At 60.9% G+C, this 26,615-nt stretch carries 29 protein-coding genes; 20 read left to right on the top strand and 9 right to left on the bottom strand.

Going from position 1 to position 26,615, the window contains the following annotated elements; translation table 11 throughout:
- Positions 1–37: 37 nt before the first annotated feature.
- From rhaS to FFS45_RS05455, 3 genes are all read left to right on the top strand, one after another.
- A complete protein-coding gene (gene rhaS, locus FFS45_RS05445) occupies positions 38–1,045 on the top strand; it encodes a rhamnose ABC transporter substrate-binding protein (protein ID WP_137953679.1) in 1,008 nt (335 codons plus the stop codon).
- A gap of 95 nt (positions 1,046–1,140) precedes the next feature.
- A complete protein-coding gene (locus tag FFS45_RS05450) occupies positions 1,141–1,380 on the top strand; it encodes a DUF2442 domain-containing protein (RefSeq protein WP_137953680.1) in 240 nt (79 codons plus the stop codon).
- A gap of 389 nt (positions 1,381–1,769) precedes the next feature.
- The gene (locus FFS45_RS05455) at positions 1,770–3,077 is read left to right on the top strand and encodes an MFS transporter (protein WP_137953681.1); all 1,308 of its coding nucleotides are present in this window, start codon (positions 1,770–1,772) and stop codon (positions 3,075–3,077) included.
- Positions 3,078–3,193: 116 nt separating this feature from the next.
- On the opposite strand, the gene FFS45_RS05460 is transcribed toward FFS45_RS05455, so the two are convergent.
- Complete coding sequence (locus FFS45_RS05460; protein WP_137953682.1) at positions 3,194–4,144, bottom strand: GlxA family transcriptional regulator; 951 nt, start codon at positions 4,142–4,144, stop codon at positions 3,194–3,196.
- A gap of 139 nt (positions 4,145–4,283) precedes the next feature.
- On the opposite strand from FFS45_RS05460, the gene FFS45_RS05465 reads away from it, so the two are divergent.
- From FFS45_RS05465 to FFS45_RS05505, 9 genes are all read left to right on the top strand, one after another.
- Positions 4,284–5,093 (top strand): SDR family oxidoreductase, encoded by an 810-nt coding sequence (locus tag FFS45_RS05465; protein WP_137953683.1) that lies wholly within the window; start codon positions 4,284–4,286, stop codon positions 5,091–5,093.
- A 168-nt stretch (positions 5,094–5,261) separates the two neighbouring features.
- Positions 5,262–6,194, top strand: coding sequence for a LysR family transcriptional regulator (locus tag FFS45_RS05470; RefSeq protein WP_137953684.1), 933 nt, complete (start codon positions 5,262–5,264; stop codon positions 6,192–6,194).
- A gap of 358 nt (positions 6,195–6,552) precedes the next feature.
- Complete coding sequence (locus FFS45_RS05475) at positions 6,553–6,894, top strand: nucleotidyltransferase domain-containing protein (protein ID WP_249362651.1); 342 nt, start codon at positions 6,553–6,555, stop codon at positions 6,892–6,894.
- 20 nt (positions 6,895–6,914) lie between these two features.
- The gene (locus FFS45_RS05480) at positions 6,915–7,229 is read left to right on the top strand and encodes a HEPN domain-containing protein (protein WP_171029573.1); all 315 of its coding nucleotides are present in this window, start codon (positions 6,915–6,917) and stop codon (positions 7,227–7,229) included.
- 276 nt (positions 7,230–7,505) lie between these two features.
- Entirely contained in the window at positions 7,506–8,237 is a 732-nt protein-coding gene (locus tag FFS45_RS05485; protein WP_137953687.1) for an OmpW family outer membrane protein, read from the top strand.
- A 336-nt stretch (positions 8,238–8,573) separates the two neighbouring features.
- Entirely contained in the window at positions 8,574–9,743 is a 1,170-nt protein-coding gene (locus FFS45_RS05490) for a glycine betaine/L-proline ABC transporter ATP-binding protein (RefSeq protein WP_137953688.1), read from the top strand.
- Positions 9,736–10,638 carry a choline ABC transporter permease subunit gene (choW, locus tag FFS45_RS05495; RefSeq protein WP_137953689.1) on the top strand — a complete coding sequence of 301 codons (903 nt, stop codon included), beginning with the start codon at positions 9,736–9,738 and terminating at the stop codon, positions 10,636–10,638. The genes FFS45_RS05490 and choW overlap by 8 nt, the downstream gene beginning before the upstream one ends.
- 105 nt (positions 10,639–10,743) lie before the next feature.
- Positions 10,744–11,757 carry a GlxA family transcriptional regulator gene (locus tag FFS45_RS05500; protein ID WP_137953766.1) on the top strand — a complete coding sequence of 338 codons (1,014 nt, stop codon included), beginning with the start codon at positions 10,744–10,746 and terminating at the stop codon, positions 11,755–11,757.
- Positions 11,758–11,785: 28 nt separating this feature from the next.
- Positions 11,786–12,727 (top strand): choline ABC transporter substrate-binding protein, encoded by a 942-nt coding sequence (locus tag FFS45_RS05505; protein ID WP_137953690.1) that lies wholly within the window; start codon positions 11,786–11,788, stop codon positions 12,725–12,727.
- Positions 12,728–12,883: 156 nt separating this feature from the next.
- On the opposite strand, the gene FFS45_RS05510 is transcribed toward FFS45_RS05505, so the two are convergent.
- The 3 genes from FFS45_RS05510 to FFS45_RS05520 form a co-directional block, all read right to left on the bottom strand.
- Positions 12,884–14,041, bottom strand: a complete 1,158-nt coding sequence (locus FFS45_RS05510) for a CmpA/NrtA family ABC transporter substrate-binding protein (protein WP_137953691.1) — start codon at positions 14,039–14,041, stop codon at positions 12,884–12,886.
- Positions 14,042–14,051: 10 nt separating this feature from the next.
- Complete coding sequence (locus FFS45_RS05515) at positions 14,052–14,627, bottom strand: ANTAR domain-containing protein (RefSeq protein WP_137953692.1); 576 nt, start codon at positions 14,625–14,627, stop codon at positions 14,052–14,054.
- Positions 14,628–14,910: 283 nt separating this feature from the next.
- Entirely contained in the window at positions 14,911–16,140 is a 1,230-nt protein-coding gene (locus tag FFS45_RS05520) for a Fic family protein (protein WP_137953693.1), read from the bottom strand.
- Between the two features lie 303 nt (positions 16,141–16,443).
- Between FFS45_RS05520 and FFS45_RS05525 the strand changes: the two genes are divergently transcribed.
- The 5 genes from FFS45_RS05525 (at position 16,444) to FFS45_RS05545 (ending at position 21,783) form a co-directional block, all read left to right on the top strand.
- Positions 16,444–17,652 carry a CoA transferase gene (locus FFS45_RS05525; protein ID WP_137953767.1) on the top strand — a complete coding sequence of 403 codons (1,209 nt, stop codon included), beginning with the start codon at positions 16,444–16,446 and terminating at the stop codon, positions 17,650–17,652.
- Positions 17,653–17,687: 35 nt separating this feature from the next.
- Positions 17,688–19,136: an MFS transporter gene (locus tag FFS45_RS05530; RefSeq protein WP_137953694.1), complete on the top strand. Its 1,449-nt coding sequence runs from the start codon at positions 17,688–17,690 to the stop codon at positions 19,134–19,136.
- A 10-nt stretch (positions 19,137–19,146) separates the two neighbouring features.
- Complete coding sequence (locus tag FFS45_RS05535) at positions 19,147–19,992, top strand: citryl-CoA lyase (protein WP_137953695.1); 846 nt, start codon at positions 19,147–19,149, stop codon at positions 19,990–19,992.
- Positions 19,989–20,894, top strand: coding sequence for an SMP-30/gluconolactonase/LRE family protein (locus tag FFS45_RS05540; protein ID WP_137953696.1), 906 nt, complete (start codon positions 19,989–19,991; stop codon positions 20,892–20,894). Before FFS45_RS05535 ends, FFS45_RS05540 begins: the two co-directional genes overlap by 4 nt.
- Positions 20,895–21,000: 106 nt before the next feature.
- Positions 21,001–21,783, top strand: coding sequence for an IclR family transcriptional regulator (locus tag FFS45_RS05545; RefSeq protein WP_249362653.1), 783 nt, complete (start codon positions 21,001–21,003; stop codon positions 21,781–21,783).
- Positions 21,784–21,837: 54 nt separating this feature from the next.
- On the opposite strand, the gene infA is transcribed toward FFS45_RS05545, so the two are convergent.
- From infA to FFS45_RS05560, 3 genes are all read right to left on the bottom strand, one after another.
- Positions 21,838–22,113, bottom strand: coding sequence for a translation initiation factor IF-1 (infA, locus tag FFS45_RS05550; protein WP_137953698.1), 276 nt, complete (start codon positions 22,111–22,113; stop codon positions 21,838–21,840).
- Positions 22,114–22,150: 37 nt separating this feature from the next.
- A complete protein-coding gene (locus FFS45_RS05555) occupies positions 22,151–22,432 on the bottom strand; it encodes a hypothetical protein (RefSeq protein WP_137953699.1) in 282 nt (93 codons plus the stop codon).
- Positions 22,433–22,957: 525 nt separating this feature from the next.
- A complete protein-coding gene (locus tag FFS45_RS05560; RefSeq protein WP_137953700.1) occupies positions 22,958–23,176 on the bottom strand; it encodes a hypothetical protein in 219 nt (72 codons plus the stop codon).
- Positions 23,177–23,346: 170 nt separating this feature from the next.
- Here FFS45_RS05560 and FFS45_RS05565 point away from each other — a divergent pair, with 170 nt between their 5' ends.
- The 3 genes from FFS45_RS05565 to cysC all read left to right on the top strand — a co-directional run bounded on the left by FFS45_RS05565 (position 23,347) and on the right by cysC (position 24,840).
- A complete protein-coding gene (locus FFS45_RS05565; RefSeq protein WP_137953701.1) occupies positions 23,347–23,538 on the top strand; it encodes a DUF1653 domain-containing protein in 192 nt (63 codons plus the stop codon).
- A 51-nt stretch (positions 23,539–23,589) separates the two neighbouring features.
- On the top strand, positions 23,590–23,784 hold the full coding sequence (locus tag FFS45_RS05570) for a YqaE/Pmp3 family membrane protein (RefSeq protein ID WP_137953702.1): 195 nt from the start codon (positions 23,590–23,592) through the stop codon (positions 23,782–23,784).
- Positions 23,785–24,249: 465 nt separating this feature from the next.
- Positions 24,250–24,840, top strand: coding sequence for an adenylyl-sulfate kinase (cysC, locus tag FFS45_RS05575; RefSeq protein WP_171029574.1), 591 nt, complete (start codon positions 24,250–24,252; stop codon positions 24,838–24,840).
- 228 nt (positions 24,841–25,068) lie between these two features.
- On the opposite strand, the gene FFS45_RS05580 is transcribed toward cysC, so the two are convergent.
- A complete protein-coding gene (locus tag FFS45_RS05580) occupies positions 25,069–25,350 on the bottom strand; it encodes a 2Fe-2S iron-sulfur cluster-binding protein (protein WP_137953703.1) in 282 nt (93 codons plus the stop codon).
- On the bottom strand, positions 25,347–26,498 hold the full coding sequence (locus FFS45_RS05585) for a VIT1/CCC1 transporter family protein (protein ID WP_137953704.1): 1,152 nt from the start codon (positions 26,496–26,498) through the stop codon (positions 25,347–25,349). Before FFS45_RS05585 ends, FFS45_RS05580 begins: the two co-directional genes overlap by 4 nt.
- Between the last annotated feature and the right edge of the window lie 117 nt (positions 26,499–26,615).

The raw sequence follows: 26,615 nt of genomic DNA on the forward strand, positions 1-26,615 counted from the left end.
CGCAGCAACGTCCGATTATTCAGCCAGGAGACACTTCATGTTCAAACCCCTACGTCAGGCCGGAGCGCTTGCGCTGTGCGTCGCCCTGTTGGGCATCAGTTGCGCGGCGGGCGCAGCCGATATCAAGAGCGGCCTGAAGATTGCATTTATTCCCAAGCAGATCAACAACCCCTATGAGGTGATTGCCGATAACGGCGGCATGGCCGCAATCAAGGAATTCGGCGGCGTCGGCAAGGTGGTGGGCCCGTCGGATGCGGGCGCATCGTCGCAGGTGCAGTACATCAATACGCTGATTACGCAGCATCAGGATGCGATTGTGATTGCGGCCAACGATGCGAACGCGGTCGTGCCTTACCTGAAAAAGGCCATGTCGCAGGGCATCAAGGTCGTTACCTTCGACTCGGATACCGCGCCGGAGGGACGTCAACTGTTTGTGAACCAGGCGAACGCGGAAGGGATCGGGCGTGGGCAAATCCAGCTGGTAGCGAAACTGATGGGCGGGGAGGGCGAGTTTGCGATTCTTTCGGCTACGCCCAATGCGACCAACCAGAACACATGGATCAAGTGGATGCAAGAGGAGTTGAAAAAGCCCGAGTACGCGAAGATAAAGCTCGTGAAAATCGCCTATGGCAATGATGACGACCAGAAGTCGTTTGTCGAGACTCAAGGCTTGCTGCAAGCGTATCCGAATCTGAAGGCAATCGTTGCGCCGACGACGGTGGGGATTGCGGCCGCGGCGCGCTATATCTCGTCGTCGTCGAGCAAGGGGAAGGTGGATGTGACCGGCCTGGGGACGCCGAACCAGATGCGTGCGTTCGTCAAGAACGGTACCGTGAAGGCATTCCAGTTGTGGGACCCGAATCAGCTCGGCTATCTGGCCGCCTATGCGGCGGCGGCGCTCGCCTCGGGCACGATTACCGGCAAGGAAGGCGAATCGTTCGATGCGGGCAAGCTGGGCAAACGCACGATTGGGGCGCAGGGCGAAATTATCCTTGGACCGCCGACCACGTTTGATTCGAGCAATATCGACAACTTCAATTTCTAGGTTTTCGACGCCTGCTCGTACCCGCTTTTTCTTCCTTGAATGGCCGGTTTCGGCGCTATACCCTCATAGGGCTTGCCTCTCTCAAGGAGCCGGACATGAAAGGCGCTGCGGTGAATGTGCATTTCGATGCAAGGTTTATGGTGCTGGATCTCGCCGATGGCCGGGCGGCGCATTTTCCGCTGAGCCAGTTTCCGGCTCTGGCCTCGGCCTCGCCGGTGGAGCGGGAACACTTCGCCATCTCGATCGACAAGCAGCGGCTCTACTGGCCGGAATTGCAGCAGGACCTGAGCGTAACCGCGCTGCTGCAACCGCTGGATGAGAATACGCTGCACTGATCTGGCTGATTGAAACATGACGCGGCCGGCGTTCGCCGGCCGTTCTTATGCGCGCTACGGCAGTGTTGCGCCGTGACTGCGCGCCGTCTCCCGGTTGACATCCCTGGCGTTTTCTCAAAAAAGTTGTATGGCAAAATGATATATCGGGTAAACGCGTATGTATTCAATTATGCAGCTATATTCGTGTTAATACCCGTTTATATCCGCAAAAAGTCATGCAAAATGCGGCTGCCTCACGCGCACCAGTTCCGCCCCCATGAATGTTGCTTGACAACTATTTGACCTCTTGATTATCTTGGCGTCCATGGTGCGATCCGAGCCGCCGGGTCCACGCGGTACGCGCCATGCGATACGGCACGCCGGGACACGGCGGCAATCTGGAGGAGCAAATGAGTAAGGTGAGAGGCATGCGCTGGTGGATGATCGGACTGGTCACGTCGGGTCTGATCGTCAATTACATTGCGCGCAATTCGCTGGCGGTGGCCGCGCCGGAAATGAACCGGCTGTTGAGCATCTCCACCGCGCAGTACTCGTATATTGTCGCGTCGTTCCAGGCCGCCTATATGGTGATGCAACCGGTGGCGGGCTATGTGCTCGACGTGGTTGGCACCAAGATCGGTTTTGCGCTGTTTGCGATTGCGTGGTCGGGCGCCTGCATGCTGCATGGCACCGCCAATGGCTGGATTTCGCTCGCTGTGTTTCGCGGCATGCTGGGCGTCACCGAGGCCGCGGGCATTCCCTCGGGCCTCAAGGCGACCTCGGAATGGTTTCCCGCCAAAGAGCGCTCGATTGCGACCGGCTGGTTCAATATCGGCTCGTCGATTGGCGCGGTGATCGCGCCGCCGCTGGTGGTCTGGTGGGTGCTGCATGGCAACTGGCGCATGGCGTTTGTCTGCATCGGCGTGCTCGGGCTGGTGTGGAGCCTGCTGTGGCTGCTGCTGTATCGCGCCCCCAAAGATCAGCCGCGCCTCTCCGATGCGGAGCGCGACTATATCCTCCAGGGCCAGGAGGCCCAGTACAAGACAAGCAGCGCGAACCGGCCGTCGTGGCGCGCCATTATCAAGCGCCGCGCCTTTTGGGGCATCGCGATTCCGCGCTTTCTGGCCGAGCCGGCGTGGCAGACCTTCAACTTCTGGATTCCGCTTTATATGGTGAGCGTGCGCCATATGAACCTGAAGGAAATCGCGATGTTTGCGTGGCTGCCGTTTCTGGCCGCGGATATCGGCTGTGTGCTTGGGGGCTATCTGGCGCCGTGGTACCAGAAGCGCTTCAACACGTCGCTGATTACCTCGCGCAAGCTGGTGGTGGTGACCGGTTCGCTGTGCATGATCGGGCCGGCTTGCATTGGCCTCGCGACAAGCCCGTATGTGGCGATTGCGCTGTTCTGTATCGGTGGCTTTGCACACCAGACGCTCTCAGGCGCGCTCTATACACTGGCATCCGACGTGTTCGGCAAGAACGACGTTGCGACCGCCACGGGTTTGACCGGCATGGCTGGCTACGCCGGGGCGACGCTGTTTTCGCTGGCCGTGGGTGTGGTGGTGGCATGGGTCGGTTATGACCCGCTGTTCGTGGCGCTCGCCTGCTTCGATCTGGTTGGCGCGGCGGTGGTGTGGCTCGTGTTGAAGGAGCCGGCCGAACCGAAACAGCGCAGCGCCGACGCAGTTCCCCGTGTTGCCGACGCAGCGCGTGCATAAGGAAAGCGGTTGTCCGTCCGGCAACTGTTCGCATGCCACGGTTGCTGTGCGTGCAAGCTTTGAGGCGCCGGACGGACAAGCCGGAATCGGCGCAGGGCATTGTCCTTGGCGGTTTTTTACGCCGGTTCCTGTTCCTCGCCGCGCGCCGCGCGGCGAATCACCTGCGGCGGTTGGCCAAATGCACGCAGGAAGGCGCGCCGCATCCGCTCGCGATCCCCGAAACCTGTATCCCTTGCGACGATTTCGATCGGATGCAACCCCGACTCCAGCATCAGACGCGCCGCCTCAATGCGCAGATGCTCGACCGCCTTGGCCGGCGACTGACCCGTTTCGGCACGAAACGTCCGGCTGAATTGACGGGGGCTCAGGTGTGCGGCTTCGGCAAGCTGCTCCACCGATAATTCGGTATGCAGATTGTTTTTCGCATAGGCGAGAGCAGTCTGAATGCGGTCCGAGCGCGGCTCCAGTTCCAGCAGCGCGGAAAACTGCGACTGCCCGCCGGCGCGGCGATGGTAGACCACCAGTTTCTTCGCCACCGAGCGCGCGAGTTCGACGCCCGTGTCCTTTTCGACCAACGCAAGCGCAAGGTCGATACACGCCGTCATGCCCGCGGAAGTCCATACCGGTCCATCGATAATGAAAATCCGGTCTTCTTCCAGTTTGACGGCCGGGTAGTCCGCCCGTAAGCGGGCCGCGAAGAACCAGTGCGTGGTGGCGCGCCGGCCGTCGAGCAGCCCGGCCTGTGCCAGGTTGAACGCACCCGTGCAGGTCGAGCCGATGCGCCGGCAGGTCTGCGCCGAATGCTGCAGAAACCCGATCAGCCCGCTACTCGGTTCAATCACTTCGTTGTCGCCCACCACCAGCACGGTATCGAAACGGCTGTCGTCGAACGGCTGGGTTTCCACCGAAAACCCGCCCGACGAGCGCACCGGCCCGCCATGCTCCGAAAGCAGCACGACCTCATAGCGCGCCTCGCCGGCCGTAATGTTGGTGAATTCGAACACGGTGGTGATGGCCAGGTTGATTACCTGGAAACCGGGGTAGAGCACGATTCCGATCCGCAACATGATGATTCCCTGGTGAGAGGCAACTGACGGTCTGGCGATGGCCTAAAAGGTGGCATCTATGACATTGGAGACACTCCATTATGCGCTTACGCTGTGTTTCATGCAGACCGACATGGGTCGGTGCAAATGGAGAGATCTAATGAACGACACGACACACAAGGGCACAGCCCTCATTACCGGTGCTTCTTCGGGAATCGGCGCAGTTTATGCCGAGCGCCTTGCCCGCCGCGGCTACGACCTGATTCTGGTTGCCCGCAACCGCGAGCGCCTGGATACGCTGGCCAATCGTCTGACAACTGCGACGGGCCGTTCGGTGGAAGTGGTCGCCGCCGACCTGGGCGTCAAGGCGGACGTGCGCCGCGTCGAAGAGATTCTGCGCACCGATTCGAGCATCACCATGCTGGTGAACAATGCCGGCATCGGCGGCGCCGGGCCGCTGCTCGTTTCCGACGTCGACAAGATGGAAGCGATGATCGAATTGAATGTCACGGCGCTGACGCGCCTCACCTATGCGATTGCACCGGTGTTTGTGGCGCGCGGCAGCGGCACCATTGTCAATATCGCCTCAATCGTGGCGGTGGCGCCGGAAGTGCTGAACGGCGTATACGGCGGCACCAAGGCATTCGTGCTGGCGTTTAGCCAGTCGCTGCATCACGAACTGGCCGCCAAGGGCGTGCGCGTGCAAGCCGTGTTGCCGGGGGCCACCCGCACCGAGTTCTGGGACATTGCCGGTCAGCCCGTGGAAAACCTCCCGGAGGCTATCGTGATGAGCGCCGACGATCTCGTCGATGCGGCGCTCGCCGGTCTCGATCTGGGCGAACTCGCGACGGTTCCCTCGCTGCCTGACGTGGCGGACTGGGAGGCATTCGAGGCAGCCCGCGCCGCGATGGGCCCAAAGCTGTCGCGCAGTCAGCCGGCGGCGCGTTACGGGGTGCGCGCGGCGGGATAAGCCAGCACGCACGCCATAGCGGCGGCTGCGCTTGCCGCCGCTGACACGATTGCTGAGGCCCAGGACCACTATGCGGTAATCTCCAGACGCTCAGTTCAGCATTCGGCGGCGCAGAGCCATGAGCCTCGCCGCCAACTGCTTATCGTTGCGTCTATTACGAGGTGCCCTATGGATTATCTGGAGAGTCTGCGGGTGTTCCGCGCTGTTGTTGAAGCGCGCAACTTTACGCGCGCTGCGGATATGCTCGGCCTGACCACACCGATTGTGTCCCGCTCGATCTCGGGACTCGAGCGGCGTCTGGGCAGCCGTCTGTTTAACCGGACCACGCGGCAGGTTTCGCTCACCGAGGCGGCAGAACGTTTCTACGAAGGTTGCGCACGAATTCTCGACGATCTGGAAGCGCTCGAAGCGGACGCATCATCGCAGACTCTCGAGCCGAGCGGGGTGCTGCGCCTCGTTGCGCATACGACGGCTACTGTCAACCGGCTGGTGCCGCTGATCTCCACCTTCAAGCGCAAGCACCCCAAAGTGAGCCTCGATGTGACGCTCACGGAGCGGCCCGTCGATCTGGTGGCGGACGGTTTCGACCTCGGCATCGTGCTGCCTTTCATGCTGAGCACCGAGACTGTTGTCACGCGGCTTCTGGAGCGCATGTCTCTTGTTATTGTGGCGAGTCCGGCATATCTGAAACGGCATTCACGGCCGACCCATCCGTCCGATCTGGCCGACCATACTTTTGTGGTGTTTTCGCCGGCGTTTCGCAAACCCCAGTTGACCTTCCGCCTCGGCGCGGAGGAACTGGCCGTGCCGCTCAGGTACGACATCGCATCGAATAATGCCGTGTTCAATCGCGAGATGGTGCAGCAGGGCTTTGGCCTCAGTTTTGTGCCGGCGGCTATCGTCCAGGATGAACTGGCCAGCGGAAAGCTGGTGGCTATTCTTCAGGAATTCGAAGTAGTTGATGCGGAAATTGATCTGCGGATCGCGTATAACACCCGCACGCTGTTGCCGGCCAAGGTGAAAGCGTTTGTCGAGCACGCGGCGGAGTTTTTTGCTGAGGTGTCGGGTGCGAATGCGGTGGCGGATTCCGGGCGGAGGTAATCCGTGTGATGGTTGGCTGGTTTGTGCGCATGCGCATGCGCAGGCTGGATCATTTCACGTTAGCGCTGGCGTGTTGGCCGAGGGCTCGGCATCGGTGGGCAGCGCGGAAGCGCCGGCAGTCCAGGGGCGTCCGTTGCATTCACGGCGCAGGGCCGTCATACTTGCTTGCAATGTGTGCAGTATGGGCAGCGTTACGGAGTGTCGAACCCGCCGTTCACTGGGCCGTATCAGGTTCGGCTTGCGCTTGAGGTCGCCGCGGTTACCCGGCAGAATTCGATCCGGGATATTTCGCTGGTGACGATTTTCTGCAACACACGTTGACACTATGAAATTAACTGTTGGTGGAAAGGGGAACTCGGTGAATCCATCCGTTGATCCGATAACAGCTCATGCCGCGGAAGTATTTCTGAAGCGCATTGCCAGCCAGTATCCGTTGAGCAGGGCGCTTCTTTTCGGTAGTCGTGCCCGGCACGACTACAACGACGAGAGCGACGCTGATATTGCGGTCATTCTTCACGGTGAGCATGGGGAGCGCACGGACATTGCCCTCGATATGGCAGGAATGTCGTTCGATGTGTTGCTGGAAACCGGGGTGCTGGTGGGGGCCCTGCCCCTGTGGGAGGATGAAATGGAGCATCCCGATCTGTTCAGCAATCCGGTATTGATTGAGAACATCAGGCGAGAGGGCATTCCGCTGTGAGCAGGACGCACTCGGACTTCATGGCGAAGGCAGACCGGGCGCTCGAAGAGGCGCGAGTACTGTTACGGGCCGGCGGCTACGAAGGGGCGTGCAATCGTGCGTACTACGCCATGTTTGATGCCGCACACGCGGCGCTGCTGGGTAGCGGTGTGGCGGATAAGTCACCTGAAACGCATAGCGGGCTGATTGCCGCGTTCGGTTTGAAGTTGGTGAAGGGTGGTCTTGTTCAACCGGAATTTGGTAGGGCTTTGCGGCAGGTCGAAAGTCTGCGGGGGATCGCGGACTACGGCGTCGAAGCGATCCCGCCAGACAAAGCTCGCTGGGCTGTTGCCTAGGCTGAGGGTTTTATTGGGGCCGTGCGCCAGCTACTAGCGCGGTAGCTACATCAGGAATCCAAAGAAATTTACGATCCTTCGTCGCGGAGTGGAGGCGGATTGCCCCCGATCTGATCGGCGCGCTCGCCGTTCGCGTTCGCTGTTTCGGCACTGACCACCAATCCTTACCAAATTACAGAGATAACACTCAACGGAACAGACGATAAATCGAACGAGCGTGCGCATAGAATCTCCTCCGACGTATCACCAAAATCGGTTAAAAACGGAGGAGATGAAATGAAAAGGGTACGGGGTTTCGGTGTAACGGCCGCATTGTTGTTGGCAAGCACGGCCGCGCAGGCGCAGAGCGCTGGTGATTTCGTCACGGACGTCGGCTGGTTTCATCTTGCGCCGCAGGACTCCAGCAAGCCGCTCACTGTCAACGCACTCGGCACGAGCGTAACGGAGGCCGGCACGGGCGCGACGGTTGACGATGCGGACACGTTTGGTCTTACGGCCACCTACTTTTTCACCGATCACATCGCCACGACCGCCGTGCTCGGCGCACCGCCGAAGTTTCACTTGACCGGCACCGGGTCGCTCGCGGCCCTCGGGCAAATTGGATCTGCATACGAGTGGAGCCCGACGCTGCTCCTGAAGTATTACTTCAACGATGCGCAGAGTCGCTTTCGTCCATACCTCGGCGCGGGTGGATCGTACGTCTGGTATAGCGGTGTGAAATTGAGCCAGGCTGTATCGAGTGGCAGCTTTTTGTATTCGCAGACATATGGCACTGCCCTCGAGGGGACGACTACGGCGAAGTTGAGCAGTTCTTTTGCACCTGTCATCAATGCGGGCTTCGCCTATAACATCGACAAACATTGGTCGGTCGACGTCTCGCTTTCATATATGTGGCTATCAACGCGGGCTACGCTGACCACGCACTCCGAAGTTGGAACCGTGACCAGTAGTACGAAGCTCAAGCTTGACCCGATCATTTCGTTTGTTTCTATCGGGTATCGGTTTTGACGGATGATAAGGTTGCTGGGCGCGGGGCGGCGGCCAAGAGCCGCTGAGCCCCTCCAGGAAAGCGGCCGCTTCGCGCCCACGCCATATCCGGTTGTCCCCATTCGGACACCCACCATCCAATACGCGACATCGGCAAATTACCTGTGACGCATTGCACCATCGCTTCAAACACCCACCCAGCAAGCCTCCCAGCCTCCTCCTAACACCTGTGCTTTTCTGTGCGTGTCGTATTTCCGCAAGCGTCTGTCGCAAATAGTCGGCCTGTCGGGGTTTTTTCTGGCAACTATGTAGGCAGACAGTGCGGGCCGGCGCCAGCACAACGAGGAGATGGATTCGATGAATTCCCCAAAGGTCGTGGTCGAAGGATTATGTAAGGTTTTCGGAGCCAATCCCAGGCTGGCGCTCGATATGCTGGCAAGCGGCTCCACCAAGGACGAGGTGCATGCGAAAACCGGCCATATAGTCGGTGTTCACAACGTGTCCTTCGACGTGCAGGAAGGTGAGATTTTCGTGCTGATGGGCCTGTCGGGTTCCGGCAAGTCGACGCTGATCCGCCTGATCAACCGGCTGGTCGAGCCGACCGCGGGCAAGGTGCTGGTCGACGGCCGCGATATAGCCGCCGTGCGTCGCTCCGAGCTGACCTCGCTGCGCCGCACCGATATGAGCATGGTGTTCCAGTCGTTTGCGCTGATGCCGCAACGCACGGTACTCTCGAATGCCGCGTTCGGTCTTGAGGTGGCGGGGGTGAACCGCAAGGAACGCGAAAAACGCGCCCTGGGCGTGCTCGAACAGGTCGGCCTCGCGAACTTTGCGCAGAAGCTGCCGGCTGAGCTGTCCGGCGGCATGCAGCAGCGTGTCGGTCTGGCGCGTGCGCTGGCGGTCAATCCGTCGTTGATGATCATGGATGAAGCGTTTTCCGCGCTCGATCCGCTTAAGCGCAAGGAAATGCAGAACGTGCTGCTGGAGCTGCAAAGGAACCAGCGCCGCACGATCATGTTTGTCTCGCACGATCTCGAAGAGGCGCTGCGCATCGGCAACCGGATTGCGATTATGGAAGGCGGCCGGGTGGTGCAGATCGGCACGCCGCAGGAAATCATCAGCAACCCGGCCGACGACTATGTGCGCGCGTTTTTCGAAGGCGTCGATACAAGCCGCTATCTGACCGCCGGCGACCTGATGCAGACCAACGATATCCCGCTGGTGCGCAATCTCGATCAAACGAGCGTCGCGGCTTCGCTAAACGGCAGCGCCGAGTATGCGTTCGTGCTGGATGCGGAACGGCGCATTCGCGGCTTTGTGACCCGCGATGCGATCGGCAACGCCGCGCCCGATCTGCGCAAGGTGGAATGCATTTCGCTGGGTGCGTCGCTGGAACATGTGGTGTCGCGCGTCTGTGCCAATGCGACCGCGTTGCCGGTGGTGGATGACGAAGAGCGCTATTGCGGTTCCGTCAATCAGGCCGCTGTCCTGAAGGTTCTTACGCGCAATCGAGGTTCCCATGTCTGAGATGATCCCGCTCGGCCGCTGGGTCGACGATTCCGTTCACTATCTGCTCGATCACGACGCGAATACCTTCGACGCAGTCGGCAAGGCTATCGAGAGCTTCGCCGCGCTGATCGAACATGGCCTGCAAGCGATTCCGATGTGGGCGTTGATGGCCTTCTTTATCGGCATCGGGCTGTGGCGGGTGGGCTGGCGTTTCGCGTTCTTTACGACGCTCGCGCTGTTGCTGATCTATGCGACCGGCTTCTGGGACGAGACCGTGATTACGCTTGGCCTCACGCTGTCGTCGACCCTGATCAGTCTGCTGTTTGGTATTCCGCTCGGTATCTGGACTGCCAAAAACAAGCATGTGGCCATGGTGGTGCGGCCGATTCTCGATCTGATGCAGACCATGCCCGCGTTTGTCTATCTGATTCCTGCGGCAATGCTGTTCGGTCTCGGGCGCGTGCCGGGGATTCTTTCCACGGTGATCTTTGCGATGCCGCCCGCCGTGCGTCTGACGAGCCTCGGTATCCGTCATGTCAACCGCGAGATTGTCGAGGCAGGCCAGGCCTTCGGCTGCACACCGTGGCAACTGCTCTACAAGGTGCAGTTTCCAAACGCGCTGCCGTCGATCATGCAGGGCGTCAATCAGACCATCATGATGGCGCTCTCGATGGTGATTATTGCTTCGATGGTCGGCGCCGGCGGTCTCGGCAACGATGTGCTGGCGAGTATCCAGCGCCTCGATATCGGACTCGGTTTCGAAAGCGGTCTTTCGGTGGTGCTGCTGGCGATCATTCTGGACCGGATCACCGAAAGCTTTGGCCGCTCGCCGGGCGCCGCCACCGCGCCGCGTTTTGCAGGCTTGCGCAATGTCATGCGGGTGCGCCGCGAACAGCCGGCCGTACAAAGCTGACCTTTCGAACAAGAACACAGAAGCCCACCTTAACCCGTTCGAATTCAACTCGCGCATCGCGAAGGCCTTCAGGCCTTCGCGATGGAACAACTCACCCTGAGCATCATGGAGCGCGACGTGACGCCTGCTACGACTGAATCGGCCCGCTCGCCCCGACTTGGCGCGCCATTGTCGAGTCTTGCGCATTTCGGTTTTCTGACGCTGCCCAGCTTTTCGATGATCGCCTTCACGAGCGCGATCGAAGTCTTGCGCATGGCCAACTATGTGGGCCGGGCACAGCATTACCGCTGGTCGGTGCTGACACCGGATGGTGTCGCGGTGCGGGCCAGCAACGGCATGACGGTCAAGCCGACTCGCACGCTCGAAGAGGCGGGTATGCCCGATGCGCTGATCGTGTGCGGCGGTACGCAGATTCGCAGCGCGGTCGATTCCGACGTCAAGGCCTTGCTGGGCGATGTGGCGCAGCAGGGCGTACCGCTTGGCGGCATCTGCACAGGCGCTTATGCGCTGATGTCGGCGGGTCTGCTGGACGACTATCGCTGCACCGTGCATTGGGAGGATCTGTCGACGCTGCACAAGGAGTTTCCACGCGTGCATTTCGCGGACGAACTGTTTGTGATCGATCGTGATCGCCTGACGTGCACCGGCGGCACGGCGCCGCTTGATCTGATGCTGAATCTCGTGGGTGGCCGCTTGGGGCAAAATCTTGCTGCTCAGGTATCCGAACAATTTATCCTGGAGCGTATTCGTAGCGCCAGCGATCCGCAGCCCATTCCTGTCGACGCCCGGGTGGGTTTTTCGCGTGCGGAGCTGATCGAGGTGGTGCGCCTGATGGAGGCGAATATCGAGGAGCCGCTCTCGCTGGAGGAACTTGCGCGCCTCGTGCAGCTTTCGCAGCGTCATTTGCAGCGCATGTTCAAGGTGTATCTGAGCGTATCGCCGACGCACTACTATCTGACGCTGCGTCTGCGCCGGGCCCGCGATCTGTTGCGCACCACCGATGCATCCATTGCGCGCGTCACGACAATATGCGGGTTTCACTCGCCGTGTCATTTCAGCAAGGCATACCGGGCGCAGTTCGGCCATGCGCCGAGTGTGGAGCGTCGTCAGGCCAATTAAGTCAACAACAAGCGTGGAGAGAACAGAAATGAATAGAAAGTGCAGGGCAGCGGCTTGCGTACTTGGGCTCGCAAGCGCGATGGCGCACGCAGCAGATCCGGCTGTATGCCGCGATGTGCGCTTTGCCGATGTAGGCTGGACCGATATTGCGGCCACGACCGGGCTTGCCTCGACGGTATTTGAAGGACTCGGGTATCGCCCAACGAAGACCATCGCTTCAGTGCCGATTACCTTTGCAGGTATCAAGAGCAAGCAGATCGATGTGTTTCTCGGCTACTGGGCGCCGACCATGGACCCGATCATCACCCCGTTCGTCAAGGCGGGCACGATCAAGGTGCTGGCGACGCCGAATCTGACCGGCGCGAAGTATACGCTGGCCGTGCCGGACTATGTGTATAACGGCGGCCTGAAGAATTTTTCCGATATCCAGAAGTACGCGGACAAGCTCAATGGCAAGATCTACGGTATCGAGCCGGGCAATGACGGCAATGCGCTGATCAAGAAGATGATCGATGGCAACCAGTTCGGCCTCGGCAAATTCAAACTGGTCGAATCGAGCGAAGCGGGCATGCTGGTCGAGGTCAACCGCGCGATCCGCGAAAAGCAATGGATCGTGTTTCTCGGCTGGGAACCGCATCCGATGAATGTGCAGATGAAGATCGATTATCTGGCCGGCGGCGACGATGTATTCGGGCCAAACTATGGCGAAGCCAAGGTATTTACGGCGACGCCGCCCGACTATGCCGCACGCTGCCCGAACGCGGCGAAGCTGGTGTCGAATCTGCAGTTCACCACGGCCATCGAGAATCATGTGATGGTGCCGATCATGAACAAGACCGATGCAAACCAGGCCGCACTCGAGTGGCTAAAGGCGAATCCGCAAGTGCTGGATCAGTGGCTGGCCGGCGTGACGACGATCGATGGCAAGCCGGGGTTGCCTGCTGTGAAGTCGTATATCGCTTCGCACTGAGGCGAGACGGGTTTCCCCGTAGCGGGGCGCGTGATGGTTCGTTGGACTTGGGATGCGCCCCGTGCTTTTTTGTGAATTGGCCTCAGGTTTGTGAACTCGGGCTGCGCAGTCGGGCAGCGGTGGGGCGTGCGCCGTGGCCGCCTCCGGTCCGCTGCTTCAAGCGCGGATCTCGAACCCCTTTGCATATCCGTCCGGATCGCTACCGTCCCACACCCTGCCATCGATCAAAACCTGCGAGACGGTCTCGGCCGGAATCGCAATGCCGATCTGGCTCGCAGCGTCGCGATACAAGCCGGTCTGATTGATCGCAGCCGCAATCTCGCGATAGTCGTCGCGGTGCGCGATCATCCCCCAGCGCTCGTATTGAGTCAAAAACCAGACGCCGTCGTCCGGGCGCGGATAGTTCACTGCGCCGTCTTCGAAGAACCGCACGGGCTGCCGCCTGGAGGCAAGCGCTGCGCTGTCGCGGGTAAGGCGCTGCGCAATCAAGGCTTCATCAATGCCGATATATTCCGGCCGCACCAGCCAGCGCGCAATCTCGTTGCGATGCCCCTCGCCATCGAGCCAGCGGCACGCTTCGAGCATGGTTTGCACCAGCGCTCGCGCGGTGCGCGGATGCTGGTTGACGAAATCGCGCCGGGAGGCGAGGACCTTCTCCGGATGATCCGGCCATATCTCGCTGGTATAAGCGATGGTTCGACCGATTCCGCGTGCCTGGGCCGCGGCATTCCACGGTTCGCCGGCGCAGAATCCATCGAGCCGGTTCTCTGCAAGCGCGGCCACCATCTGCGGTGGCGGAATCACCACGCTTTCGATATCGCGTAACGGATGCACGCCTTGCGACGCGAGCCAGTAGTAGACCCACATTGCATGCGTTCCGGTCGGGAACGTCTGCGCAAAGACCGGCTTGCGGCCGAGCGTAGCCAGTGCGCGCGGCAACTCACGGTGTTCGGTCAACGCGTCGGCAAGACGGCTCGACAGTGTAATGGCCTGGCCGTTCCGGTTGAGCACCATCAGCACGGCCATATCCGTTTGCGGGCCGCCGAGGCCAAGCTGCACACCGTATGGGAGACCGTATAGGGCGTGGGCGGCATCCAGTTCGCCCGCCAGCAGCTTGTCGCGCAGTGCGGCCCATGACGGCTGGCGCGATAGCTCGAGGGTCAGGCCGTGCGCATGTCCGAACTCGAGCAGCTTGGCTGCGACCAGCGGCGCCGCATCGGCAAGCGAGACAAAGCCAAGCCGCAGATGCGTTTTCTCGGGCGGCATCGGCGCGGAGGGTGGCGAGGGTGGGGTAAGGGGGGCAGGTTGGTTCATGAGCCACGCTTTATTTGGGCGAGTCAGCGGCCATGACAATCTGCCGCGCGACCTCGATGAGCTTGACGCCCTGGTTCATTGCACGCTTGCGCAGGCTCGCGTAGGCGGCGGGTTCGGCCAGCTTTTCCTGATCCATGATCAGACGCTTGGCGCGGTCGATCAGCTTGCGCTCGGCCAGTTCGTTTTCGACCTGTGCAAGCCTTTCGCGTAGCTGCGTTTCCTGGGCAAAGCGGGCCAGCGCGACTTCGAGAATCGGTGCGAGCTTTTCGGTTGCCAGGCCTTCGACCAGGTAGGCGGTGACGCCCGCGCCCACGGCGTCGCGGATCAGTTGCTGGTTGGCGTCGTTGCTGAACATGAGCACGGGGCGCGGTGCGGTTGCGTTCATCACCGCGAGTTGTTCGAGCGTGTCGCGTGACGGCGATTCGGTGTCGATGATGATGACATCAGGCCGCTCGCTTTCAACCCTGCGGTGCAGCGCCTGCGAGGCCGCCGTGCCGGCCAGCATGTCGTAGCCGAGCCGGGCGAGTGCTTCGCGCAGATCGCCTATCGGTTTGTCGGTATCGGTTACGAGTAGTACGCGCAGCATGGTTCGCCTGAGGGCGGCGGCATCGGGAGAGGGGTATCGGGTTGGGCAGCGCTTCGCGCCTGGCTTGCGATGGTTGGGCAGCAAATCGAGCTTTAAGCAAGCGGTATGCCATCTATATCAGTTGATGCGATGGCTGTGCGGGAATGCTTTTCCGCCAGGCGTTCGGCCAGTGCAACGCACGGAAGCGGTGCACGGCCGGTTGGGCGCACAGGAGTGGCGCATGGGCGGTGAGCGCCGGCCATGTGCGGGCGTAACGACGTTGCGGTGACTCGCAGCGGGTTTATTAAGCGGTGTTGGCCTCCGCCTCCGGCCACAGGCGTGGGAAAAGATAGCGAAACAGCCCAATGGGCAGCGCAAGTTCGACAGGACCCTTGGGTGACCTGGAGCGCACAATGCCCAGCTTGAACAGATCGACCAACGCACGATCTGCGGTTCGCGCAGGCAGCCCCATCATGCCTTTGAATCTGGCCCGCTCCATTGACCGGACTGTTCCGAGGTAAGCAAGCGGCTGAGCTGCTTCGGTTTTCAGATAGCGGGTCTGTTCCTTGGTGGCCTCGGCCGCCAGCATCTGCGCCAGCCTTGCTTCAAACGCCTGCATTTGCAGCATGCCGTCCATAAAGCCGATCTGATCCAGGCAGATATTCATGGCAAAGGTAATGAATTCCACGAGACCGCTTTCACTCAATACGCCTCTGCCGTCGTAATCGCCTTTACGACGTGCATCGGCCGCCACAAGATGGCTGTAATACGCCGCTTGTTCCCGCGCAAAACCGCGCATGGGCGACCATAGCCCTTGTGTCAGCCCCAGCGCGGATAGTCCGATATGCGTATGCAACCGGGCCGTACGGCCGTTGCCGTCCAGAAACGGGTGAATCCAGGCCAGTCTATGGTGGGCCGCCATCAGGCCGATAAGCGCCGTCTCTCCCGAGCGGGTGTAGCGATAGCCGCGATGCCATTCCTCCATAAAGTTCGCCACCATGGCCGGATCGGGAGGGATATGCACGCCGACCTTGACGCCCCGCTCGCGCCATACACCGGGCGTGACCTTTTCCTCTTTACCCTCGTCATCCGTCTGGATCAGATCCTCCGGCGCCAGTTGATCATGAAGGTGCCGGTGAATGGCTTGCGCAACAGTGCTCTGGAAAAGCGTATCGGAGTCGAAAGACGGAAAGGTTTCCTCTGCCCAACGCTCCGTGACGATATGGGCCACCGCGATACGTTGCTTGCGTGCTTCCGCTGGCTTGCTGGAGAAATCCCTCTGAAGCGCCTGCTCGATTAACAAGGGCTCGGTATGCTGGCCTTCTATCTTGTTGGTGTAGTACGAATTCATCGGGCGCAGCGCCTCACGCAAGAGATCGCGCAGATGCGGCATGCCATGCGCAGCCAGGTCTTTGGCTTGCCCGATGACTTCGGCTGCCAGCGGACGCAAGCTATTTAGCTTCGGCTCCGAGGGAAGCAGGGGATGCATCTGATGGACCGCGTGATACGGGTATTTCGATTCAGCGCTGCTCATGGCTGTTTTGGTGGCGGATCTCGTGGTAGATCTGAGGGTGAAATTTTATCATAAAAATCCCTTTTATTACAGATAGATACGAAGTTAATGGTAGATCGTTTGGCGGATCTATAGGTAGATATTTCCAGCACTCCCCCGCGGCAAAACGGCCCCGCAGAAACTGCTCGTACAGCACCGCTGTCTCCGTGCTAACCCCTATTCCCACCTCCCGATTCCGAGGACTACGATCCGCTTCATCAAATTATAGAACGACGTTCTGTTAGATGGAACGTCAGCAGGTCAACTCGGAAAAGGCTCGTTATGATTTCCCTCCCGCTTTCCGGCATTCGCGTGCTGGATCTGTCCAATGTTCTGTCAGGGCCGTTCTGCACCTATCAGCTTGCGCTGCTCGGCGCTGATGTCCTGAAGGTCGAGAATCCCGCCGGCGGCGATCTGGCGCGCCGCCTGGGCGCCGATCCGCAGGCTTCCGCACGCAATATGGGCGCATCCTTTGTGGCTGTGAACGCCGGCAAGGAATCGCTCACGCTCAATCTGAAGCACGAGGCGGGTAAAGCGATCCTGCGCAAGCTTGTGGCCGAGGCCGATGTGCTGGTCGAGAATTTCCGGCCCGGCGTGATGGACCGCCTCGGCTTGGGCGCGCAGGCGCTGCTCGAGGTCAATCCGCGCCTTGTCTACTGCGCGATTTCGGGCTTCGGCAATGACGGTCCGCTGGCGCATCGTCCGGCCTACGACCAGATTATCCAGGGCATGTCGGGCGCAATGAGCGTGACCGGCGACGCCGCTAGCGCGCCGCTGCGGGTCGGCTATCCGGTGGCGGACACGGTCGGCGGCATGAGCGCGGCGCTGGCGATCTGTGCGGCGGTGGTGGCGGCGCAGCGCACGGGTGAGGGCAGGGTAATCGATGTTTCGATGCTTGAGGCGACGCTTTCCAGCATGGGCTGGGTGGTCTCCAACTATCTGAATGCCGGTGTCACGCCCACTCCCATGGGCAACGAAAACTTCACCGCCGCGCCTTCCGGAACCTTTGTCTGCGGCGAAGGCATGCTGAATATTGCCGCTAATGAGACGAAGCAGTTTATTTCGCTATGCGAACTGATTGGCCGCCCCGATCTGCCGCACGACGAACGCTTTAGCGAACGCAATACGCGCAAGCGCTATCGCATCGAACTGAAGCGTGAGATCGAAGCGGCGCTCGCCCTGGACACCGCCAGCAACTGGGAGCAGCGCATGACCGCGGCAGGCGTGCCGGCCGGACTGGTGCTAGGCGTGCCCGAGGCGATTGGCCAGCCGCAACTTGTCGAGCGTGAATTCGTTCATGAGCTGCAGGATGGCGAAACCGTCCAGCGTGTTACGCGCGCGGGCTTCCGCTTTGCCGACGCCCACGGCGAAGTCATGAACGGCGCGCCGGCCTCGCGCGCGCCGCATCTATCCGAACACACAGACGCGCATTTGCAGCGGCTCGGCTTTGATGCCGACACGATTGCGCGGCTACGAGAAGACGGCGCGATCTAAGCCCGCACTGCGAAGAGACCTGACTGGAGGAGTACATGAGACACGCATCAAACGCGGTTTCGCGCGCAGGATTCGCGGACGCCGTGGAGCATACCGCCGATCAAGAAACCCAGGCCCGCGGCATTGTCGCGCGGCTCGACCGTCTGCCTGCCACGCGGCATATCTGGACGATTGTGTTTCTGCTGTCGCTAGGCGGCTGTTTTGAGTTTTACGATCTGTTTATGACCGGCTATATCGCGCCGGGGCTGATCGAGAGCGGTCTGTTCGTCAAGACTTCGACATCGATCTTTGCCATGAACAGTATTGCGGCCTTTGTGGCGGCCACGTTTCTCGGGCTGTTTATCGGCACCATGGGGCTCGGTTTTCTTGCTGACCGTTTTGGCCGCCGCCGTATCTTCGTGGTGGCACTGCTCGCCTATACGGCCGCCAGCATCATGATGGCGTTTCAGCATAGCGCGCCTGGCGTGAATATTTTCCGTCTGCTGGCGGGCATTGGGCTCGGCGTCGAGATGGTCACCATCAATACCTATGTTGCCGAACTGATGCCCAAGAATCTGCGCGGCCGTGCCTTTGCGATTACGCAGATCGTGCCGTACTGCGCAGTGCCGGTGGTTGCGTTGATGTCCTGGTGGCTGGTGCCGCAGCAGCCGTTCGGCATCGATGGCTGGCGCTGGGTCGTGCTGGCGAGCGCGGTGGGCGCGGCGATTGTCTGGGTGATTCGCCTGGGTATCCCCGAAAGTCCGCGCTGGCTGGTGACGCGTGGCCGCCTCGATGAGGCTGCGCGCGTCACGCAGCAGATCGAGCGCGTTGTCGAGCGCCAATACCGGCGTCCATTGCCGACGCCGGTGCCGCATACGCATAGCGCGCCCACGGTCGAGCGCCGCTTTCGCGACATCCTGAAAGCGCCTTATCTGAAGCGCACCATCATGATGTCGGTCTATAACGCGGTCTCGGTGATCGGCTTTTATGGCTTTAGCAACTGGATCCCTTCGCTGCTGACCAGCAAGGGCTTCAATCTCGTGCATAGCCTGCAATACTCGTTTTTGATGTCGATTGCGCTGCCGCTTGGACCGGCCTTGTTTTTCTTCTTCGCCGACAAGATCGAGCGCAAGTGGAGTCTGGTCGGCGCGTCGGGTGCGATTGCGGTGTTCGGGCTCGCTTTTGCGCATCAGACCGGTTCATTGGGGCTGATTGTTTTCGGCTTCTGCATGAACCTGGCGCTGACCATCATGACCTATTCGTTCCAGACTTATCAGTCGGAGCTCTATCCAACTGAAATCCGCGCGCGGGCCATTGGTTTTGTCTACTCGTGGAGCCGTCTGAGCGCAATTTTCTCGGGCTTTCTGGTGGCGTTCTTTCTGCGCGATTTCGGCGCGAATGGCGTGTTCATCATGATCAGCAGCTGCATGGTGTTTGTGATGCTGCTGATCGGCATTATGGGACCGGCCACCAAGGGCCTGGCACTCGAAGATATCAACCGTTGATACAGGCATCATGACCCATACACCACTCGACCCTGCTGCGCTTGCTGCCGATTACTGGAGCACCTCGATCATCGATATTCACCCGGGCTCGATCCAGGTGCGCGGCTATCCGATTCAGGAATTGATCGGCCAGATCAGCTTTCCACAGATGATCTGGCTAATGCTGCGCGGCGATTTGCCGAGTGCGGGCGAAGCGCGTTTGCTGGAGGCGGCGCTGGTGGCGTCGGTCGATCATGGCCCGCATGCACCGTCGATTGCGATTTCGCGCATGGCGGTCAGTTGCGGCTTGCCCATGAACGGCGCCATGGCGTCGGCGCTCAATACGCTCGACGATGTGCACGGCGGCGCGGGACAACAAGCCGTCGAGATTTTCCATGCAATCGAGCAGGCGCAGGCCGGCGGAGCCGCGCTCGCGCAGGCGGTGGAATCCTGCATCGACGCTTTTATTGCCGCGCACGGCAAATATCTGCCGGGCTTCGGACATCGCTTCCATCCCGTCGATCCCCGTGCGGGCCGGCTGCTCGGTATGGTGGATGAGGCAGCAGCCGAGGGTGTCGTGTCAGGGCGTTATGCCGCTATCGCACGCGGTATCGAAGCGTTGCTCAAAGCGCGCAAGTCGAAGCCGATTCCGATGAATATCGATGGCGCCACCGCTGTGATCTACGCCGAACTCGGCTTTGCCCCGGAGCTGGCGCGCGGTGTCTTCTGCCTGTCGCGTGCAGTCGGCATTCTGTCGCATGCGTGGGAGCAGCGCGGACGCGGCGAACGTAACAAGGGGCCGATGCCGCGCCAGATGGCCTATCGCTATACTGGGCCCGCCACGCGCCATCTCGACCCTGAAGAGGAGAGGCAATGAACTGGTATCCCGTGCCGCCCGTGATCGGCACCGCAGTTCATACGACGATGCCGCAAACACTGCGCCGTCATGAAGTGACGGAGTGGTCGCGTGCCAACAAGGGCGGGGCGGTGGTCGATTCGTTTATCGAAGGCCCATGTTTCGATCCGCACGGCAATCTGTATCTCGTCGATATTCCGCACGGACGCATCTTGCGGATTTCGCGGGAACTCGAATGGAGCGTAGTCGCCGAATACGACGGCGAGCCGAACGGGCTGGCATGGCATCCCGATGGCCGCATCCTGATTGCGGACTACAAGAACGGCATTCTCGCGCTCGATCCCGCGAGCGGGGCGGTGAGCCCGGTGATCGCGCGGCGCAATAGCGAACGCTTTAAAGGGCCCAACGATCTGATCGTCGCCAGCAACGGCGATATCTACTTTACCGATCAGGGCCAAACCGGCCTGCACGATCCCACTGGGCGCGTCTACCGTTTGCGCCCCGATGGCCGGCTCGATTGCCTGATCTCGAATGGTCCGAGTCCGAACGGACTGGTGCTGAGCCCTGACGAAAAAGTGCTGTTTGTCGCCATGACGCGCGATAACGCCATCTGGCGTCTACCGCTGCTTGCGGACGGCAGTACCAGCAAGGTCGGGCGCTTTGCGCAGTTCTATGGCGTGAGCGGGCCGGACGGTCTGACAATGGACCGTAGCGGCAATCTGTTTGTCGCGCATGCATCGCTGGGCGCGGTGTTTGTGCTGAATCCGCATGGCGAGGGGATTGCCAGGTTTGAGTCGTGCGCGGGCCGCACCATCACCAACGTGACATTTGGCGGCGCGCAGTATAACACCTTGTACATCACCGATTCGAGCACTGGTGCGGTTTTATCTGCGCAGTGGAATACGCCGGGGCTGGGCGGGTAAAATGCTGTTCTGTCAGGCATAACGCCTGGCGCTTTTTGCCCTTCCTTGCCGCTCCTTGCCCGTCGCACTGCCTATGGCCGCTTCCAGATCATCCAAACCTTCGAATGTGTCCAGCTCCGGCGACGCTGCTGAGAAAGCCGTCGCGGGCCCCTCGTCCGCCCCTGATGGAGTCGCCGCGCTCGATCGCGCCTTTGCGATTCTGTTTGCGTTTCGCCCCAACGACAAAGGCGTCTCGCTCGCCGAACTGGCGGCGCGCACCGGGCTCTATAAAAGCACCATCCTGCGGCTGATCGCTTCGCTGGCGCATCACCGGCTGTTGCTGCGTTCGGACGAAGGCCTCTACTACGTCGGGCCGGCCACCTTGCAACTGGGCGCGCTTTATCAGCGCAGCCTGCAGCTCGGGGATGTGGTGTTGCCGTTGATGCGCCGCCTGCGCGACCAGAGCGGCGAGAGCGTGTCGTTCTATGTGCGGCAGAAGGATCTGCGGGTCTGTCTGCATCGGGTCGATTCGACCCACGCGATTCGCGATCACGTGCGCGAGGGCGATGTCCTGCCGATGGACAAAGGCTCGGGCGGACGTGTGCTAAGCGCGTTCGACGGCGGGCGAGGGGAGCTATACGAGCGGATCCGCCACGACGGCTATTACCTGTCGCTGGGGGAGCGGGATGCGGAAACGGCGGGTATTTCCACGCCGGTGTTTTCGGCGGCACGGCCGCTTGCCGGCACGTTTACGCTGGCAGGGCCGCGTTCGCGTGTCGACGAAGCATTGATGCTGCGCATGCGCCGGCCGATGCTCGAGACGGCCATTGAAGCGAGCGAACAGCTCGGCGGGGATGCGGCCCCGCTGCGCGCTGCTCTGGCTTTGCTGAAGCCGGAGGAGGCGCGCTAACAGCTACGCTTGGGGGAGCGGCCGTCACGGCGACGGCAAACCTGCCTCGCCGGTCTAGCGGCGACGCAACTGCGGAGTAGCGCGGGCGGCGCCGCCACCGGAAGCGCGTTCGTCCTTGTGACGGAAATTGATCCGTCCTTTGGTCAGGTCGTAGACCGACAGCTCGAGTGTCACGCGGTCGCCCGCGAGAATACGAATGTGATTCTTGCGCATGCGTCCGGACGCGTAAGCACCCACCACGACGCCGTTGTCGAGCGTCACGCGGTAGCGGCTATCCGGAAGTACTTCGTCGACGATACCGTCAAGTTCAATCAGTTCTTCTTTCGCCATGCATAACTCCTGGTCGATGGGGTAAGGGGGCTTTGCTTCAAAGATCGGCGACCGACTGGCCGTCTACGCGGCCATCGATCAACTGTTCCGCATGCGCCATGCACGCGAGGCGGGCTTTGCCCGTGCCTTCGAACGGCCACAGATACGGCAGGCGGAACACCCGGCCATCGGCAGCCGGATTGGCGCCGACGCGGCAGATGCGTACCGAGGCCTCATAGCCGGCGTCGGGATTGCGGCTGGCCGAACCGTCGGCAGGACGGCGCGGATACACGAGCGGATGGATTTCGTAGCCTTTGTAGGTCTTGACAACTGAATTCATAAAGTACTTGTCCTGTATTACCTGGCCGCCTTGCCACGCGTGTTACGCATGACACAACAGCCTCGGCAGCGCTGCACTTCCGGTGCGCGCCGCCATGGAAAAAGAGTGGCACAGGCCCGATGGCAGGGGGCTTGAGCGCAGCCGCGCAAATTCGCGGATTTAATGGAGAAGAAACACGCTAATGTCGCGCGGACATCAGGCGCTTGAAAAGCTGCACAACTCGCGGCGGCGAATGCGTGCTGCACATTGCCGGAGTGACGGGATCGCCGACGGGCGGCGGTCGAACAGTCGGGGGTGGCGCGGAGATGCTTGGGGGTTGCCCCCGTTAATGCTACCGGTACTGCAAATGCCGAATTCAGCTATTTCGATATGATGCACTAAATGGGGGAAATTGGATAGCAAAAACTGCCGGGCGCGCTGCGGTGAGCCGAAAACCGGCGTGGCGAAAGCCCTTGCCAGCCTTGCCGGGCCTGGCGAGAGCCGTGTGAGATGGGCGCAAACCGATGGCTCGCGCCGACTGCGGACTTAGCGGGATATTTCGGCTACGCGCTTCTTGAGTTCGCGCGAGGCGGCAAGCGGAATGCGGGCATCGTCCCAGACGGCCAGCCATTCGACTTCCTTTGAGGTGAAAATCTGGCCGTGATTGCGCAGGGTGTATTGCAGCGAGTCGATGATGTGATTGCGGATGATTTCGGGCGTGCCTTCATCGTCAAGCACGGCGCGCAGTGCTTCAAGCGTGGCCATCTGTTGCTCCGTGAAATAGGTCACCCATTTATCGCACGAAAAAATTCTGCCCGCCAAGCGAACAAAAATGCATCCGCATCGCGCGGTGCGCGACGCTCGCGTAGGATGCTGGTTTTTCCCGCGCAGCATTTTTCAACTTCTCCAACCTCAACTACAGAAGGCTCTGAACCGTGCGCTATCAGCACTACAAAGGCGGCATCTACGAACTGGTTTGCGAGGCGACACTCGAGTCGGATCCGAGTGTCACGATGATTGTCTATCGTGCCGCGAATGGTACGATCTGGACCCGTCCAGCTTCGGTATTTTTCGAACTGATCGACCATGAAGGCGGCAAGGTGCCGCGCTTCGCTCCCATCAACTGATCCGGCGCGCCAGATCTCTCCGGACCGGCCGGATCTCACGAGGAAATCCGCATGCGCCTGTTGCTTGCCATCATCCTGCCCTGGTTCCAGTTCTTTACGATCGGCCGTCCATTTGCCGGGATTATTTGCCTGATTTTGCAGGTCACGCTGATTGGCTGGATTCCAGCGGCGATCTGGTCGGTGTATGCGCTTAGCCAGTACAAGACCGACCAGAAGATCGAACGCGCGCTTGGCTCGCGGCGTTAGGCGTTAGGCATTAAGGCGGCGCAATGACTGCGCAATCGCCGCACAGCGGCGGCGTCCGGCGGGAGCGAGCCGGCGCCCCGGTTCGTCGGGGCGGGGGTGCCTATTTGAGGTCGGTAAAGTGACCGGTCAGCGGATTGATCCGGCGCGCGAACCCAATCAGCGCGAGTATGCCGAGCGGCGACAGGATAAAGAATGCGAGCAGCATGATGGCGTTCGGGATAACGGAGTGCCGTCAGTGTAGGCCGTTGCGGGCATTAGAAAATCACTGGAAAAGACAACACACTGTTCAGCTTGTGCGAATGAACGATCTCGCTGCTCTCGCCCGTCCCGCCTGGCGCTCCGGCCAGTGGCCCGGGACCCGCCAGTGAGGGCGAAATTTTCTGTAAAGAGAATGCTCTATTAACAGCGACGGAAAAGCGCGGCGCAAACGTTAAAGTTAGACCGAAACAGATTGGACGCCACCCCATGAACTCAAACGACGGATTGATGGACGCTCATATAGCACCGGTTATCTGGATGACGGGGTTGCCCGGCGCCGGTAAGAGCACGATTGCGCAGGCGCTGCACGCTCAACTGCTGAGCGAGGGCACGAAATCGGTCGTGCTCGATGGCGATGCGCTAAGGGAAGGGCTCTGCTCGGATCTTGGGTTTTCGGATCTGGACCGTCTCGAGAATGTGCGCCGCATCGCGCATGTGGCAAAACTGTTCCAGCAGAGCGGCCATGTCGTGGTCGTGGCGACGATTTCTCCGCTTGCGGTCCAGCGCGAGATGGCTCGCGCGATTGTGGGCGCCGGCTTTCTGGAAACGTTTATTTCGGCCTCGGCCGATGTCTGCTCGCAGCGCGACCCGAAGGGCATGTATGCGCAGGCGCGAATCGGCAAGATCGCGCAATTTACAGGTGTCTCGTCGCCTTACGAGGTGCCGGCCAACCCGGACCTGGTGATCGAAACATCGCGTTGCCGTGTGGAAAGCGCTGTAGCGACCATTATTTTGCGTCTGGGTAAAAGTGCTCGAACGGCGGGCGTTAAAAGCACGGTCCGGCGGCTGGGGGCATGACCCGGATCAAACCCGGGAGACGGCACGCGGAAAAGGACTTTTCCAGATTCAGTGATTAATCTGCGGCGCGCATACCGTTACATTGGCTATGCGCGCTGAAATACCGTGCGCGCGAGAGAGTTGACCCCAGCCATGGATTTTGGTGGCTGGGGGTTTTTTTGTATCGGCCGATAAGGTGATGATTGGCGACACCGCACGCCCAAGAGCGGCCGCGGTCCAACAGCGCGGTCAGCCCAACTCCACCACATCCGGCACCTCAATCACCAGATCCGACTCTGCCACCGCCACGCACGGCAGAATCCACCCCTCCACCTTTTCTTCCCGCGACAAGCCGGGCCACTCAATGGTGTACGAAACCGTGCCGCTTACCATCCGGCACATGCACGTCCTGCACGTGCCATTGCGGCATGAACGCGGCAGGCGCAGATCGGCGAAGCCGGCGGCTTCGAGGATCGTCAGCGAATCGGGTGCGTCGAAGGTACGCCCCAGGGGCTCGACACGCACTTTCATGAAATCGACACCCCTAACAGGTGCCCGACGCCAAACGTAAACGCCGCTGCGATCAGGCCGATCACAATCTGCCGGAACGCTGAAAACGCCGCACCGCGGCCGTTGAATAGCGAGGTAAAGACGCCGACCGCCGCAAGCCCGAGGCCGCTCAAGCCGATACATTGCAGGATCGCCGGCAACCCATGCGCCCACAAAAACGGCATGGCCGGGAATATCGCCCCCAGCGAGAACAGGCAGAACGACACGCCTGCCGCCGACCATGGATTGCCGCCGAGTTCAGCCGGATCGATCCCGAGCTCTTCCCGGGTTAGCGTATCGAGCGCCTTATCCTTGTCGCGCATGATCTGGGCGGCAATGCGCCGCGCTTCGCCCGCTTCGATCCCCTTGGCCTGATAGATCAGTGCGAGTTCGTGGCGCTCGGCATCCGGCGTCTGTTCGATCTCCTCGGCTTCCTTGGCGATCTGGGTACGGGCCAGTTCGCGTGCGTTCGTCACGGAGAGCCATTCGCCGAGCGCCATCGAGCATGCCCCGGCAATCAGGCCGGCAAACCCGGTCAACAGAATCGCCTTGTTGCCGGTGCCCGCGCCGGCCACGCCCATAATCAGGCAGAAGTTGGACACCAGCCCGTCGTTCGCGCCGAGCACGGCCGCGCGCAAATCGTTACCCGAGCGCACGCCTTTGTGCCATTCCTCGGCATTGGCGATCTGGGCACCCTTTGACTCCGTGCTGGAGTCCACCCCGGCCGCGCCGTTACGGGCCTGGTCCGCCACTGCCTGCACCACGGCCGCATGATGCTGCTCCTCGGCGGACAGGCGTGCCGCATCCGGCTGGTTCGCATATTTGTTGCGGTCCGCATATTCGGCGGCGGCGAGGGTCGGCAGCACGAACGAAGGCCCGAAGGTATGCACCAGCCCGCGCATCAGATGCGTCTTGACACTGCGTCGCGGCGCTCGCGCCTTGACGCCGTTGGCATGCAGCTTTTCGAGCCAGACCTGGGCGTGTTCGCGCTCCGAATCCGCGAGCTGCTGGAACACATCGCGGCGCGCCGGATTTTTCTCGGCATGAGCGAGCGTCTCGTATAGCGCGGCGCTATCGAGTTCATCGGCGAGGTTGGCTCGGTAGCGTTTGAGTTCGTGTCGGGATGCCATGGGTGACGGGTTCGCGCGGTGGTAGTGCCGAAGCTTAACCCGTCGCGGCGCGGCGCGTCGTGTCGCAGGGGCAAGCCCCCACGACGCGCTTTGACTGCGAATGCCAATACGTCTGAT

It is taken from the genome of Burkholderia sp. 4M9327F10 (assembly GCF_005503145.1).
Lineage (GTDB): Bacteria > Pseudomonadota > Gammaproteobacteria > Burkholderiales > Burkholderiaceae > Paraburkholderia.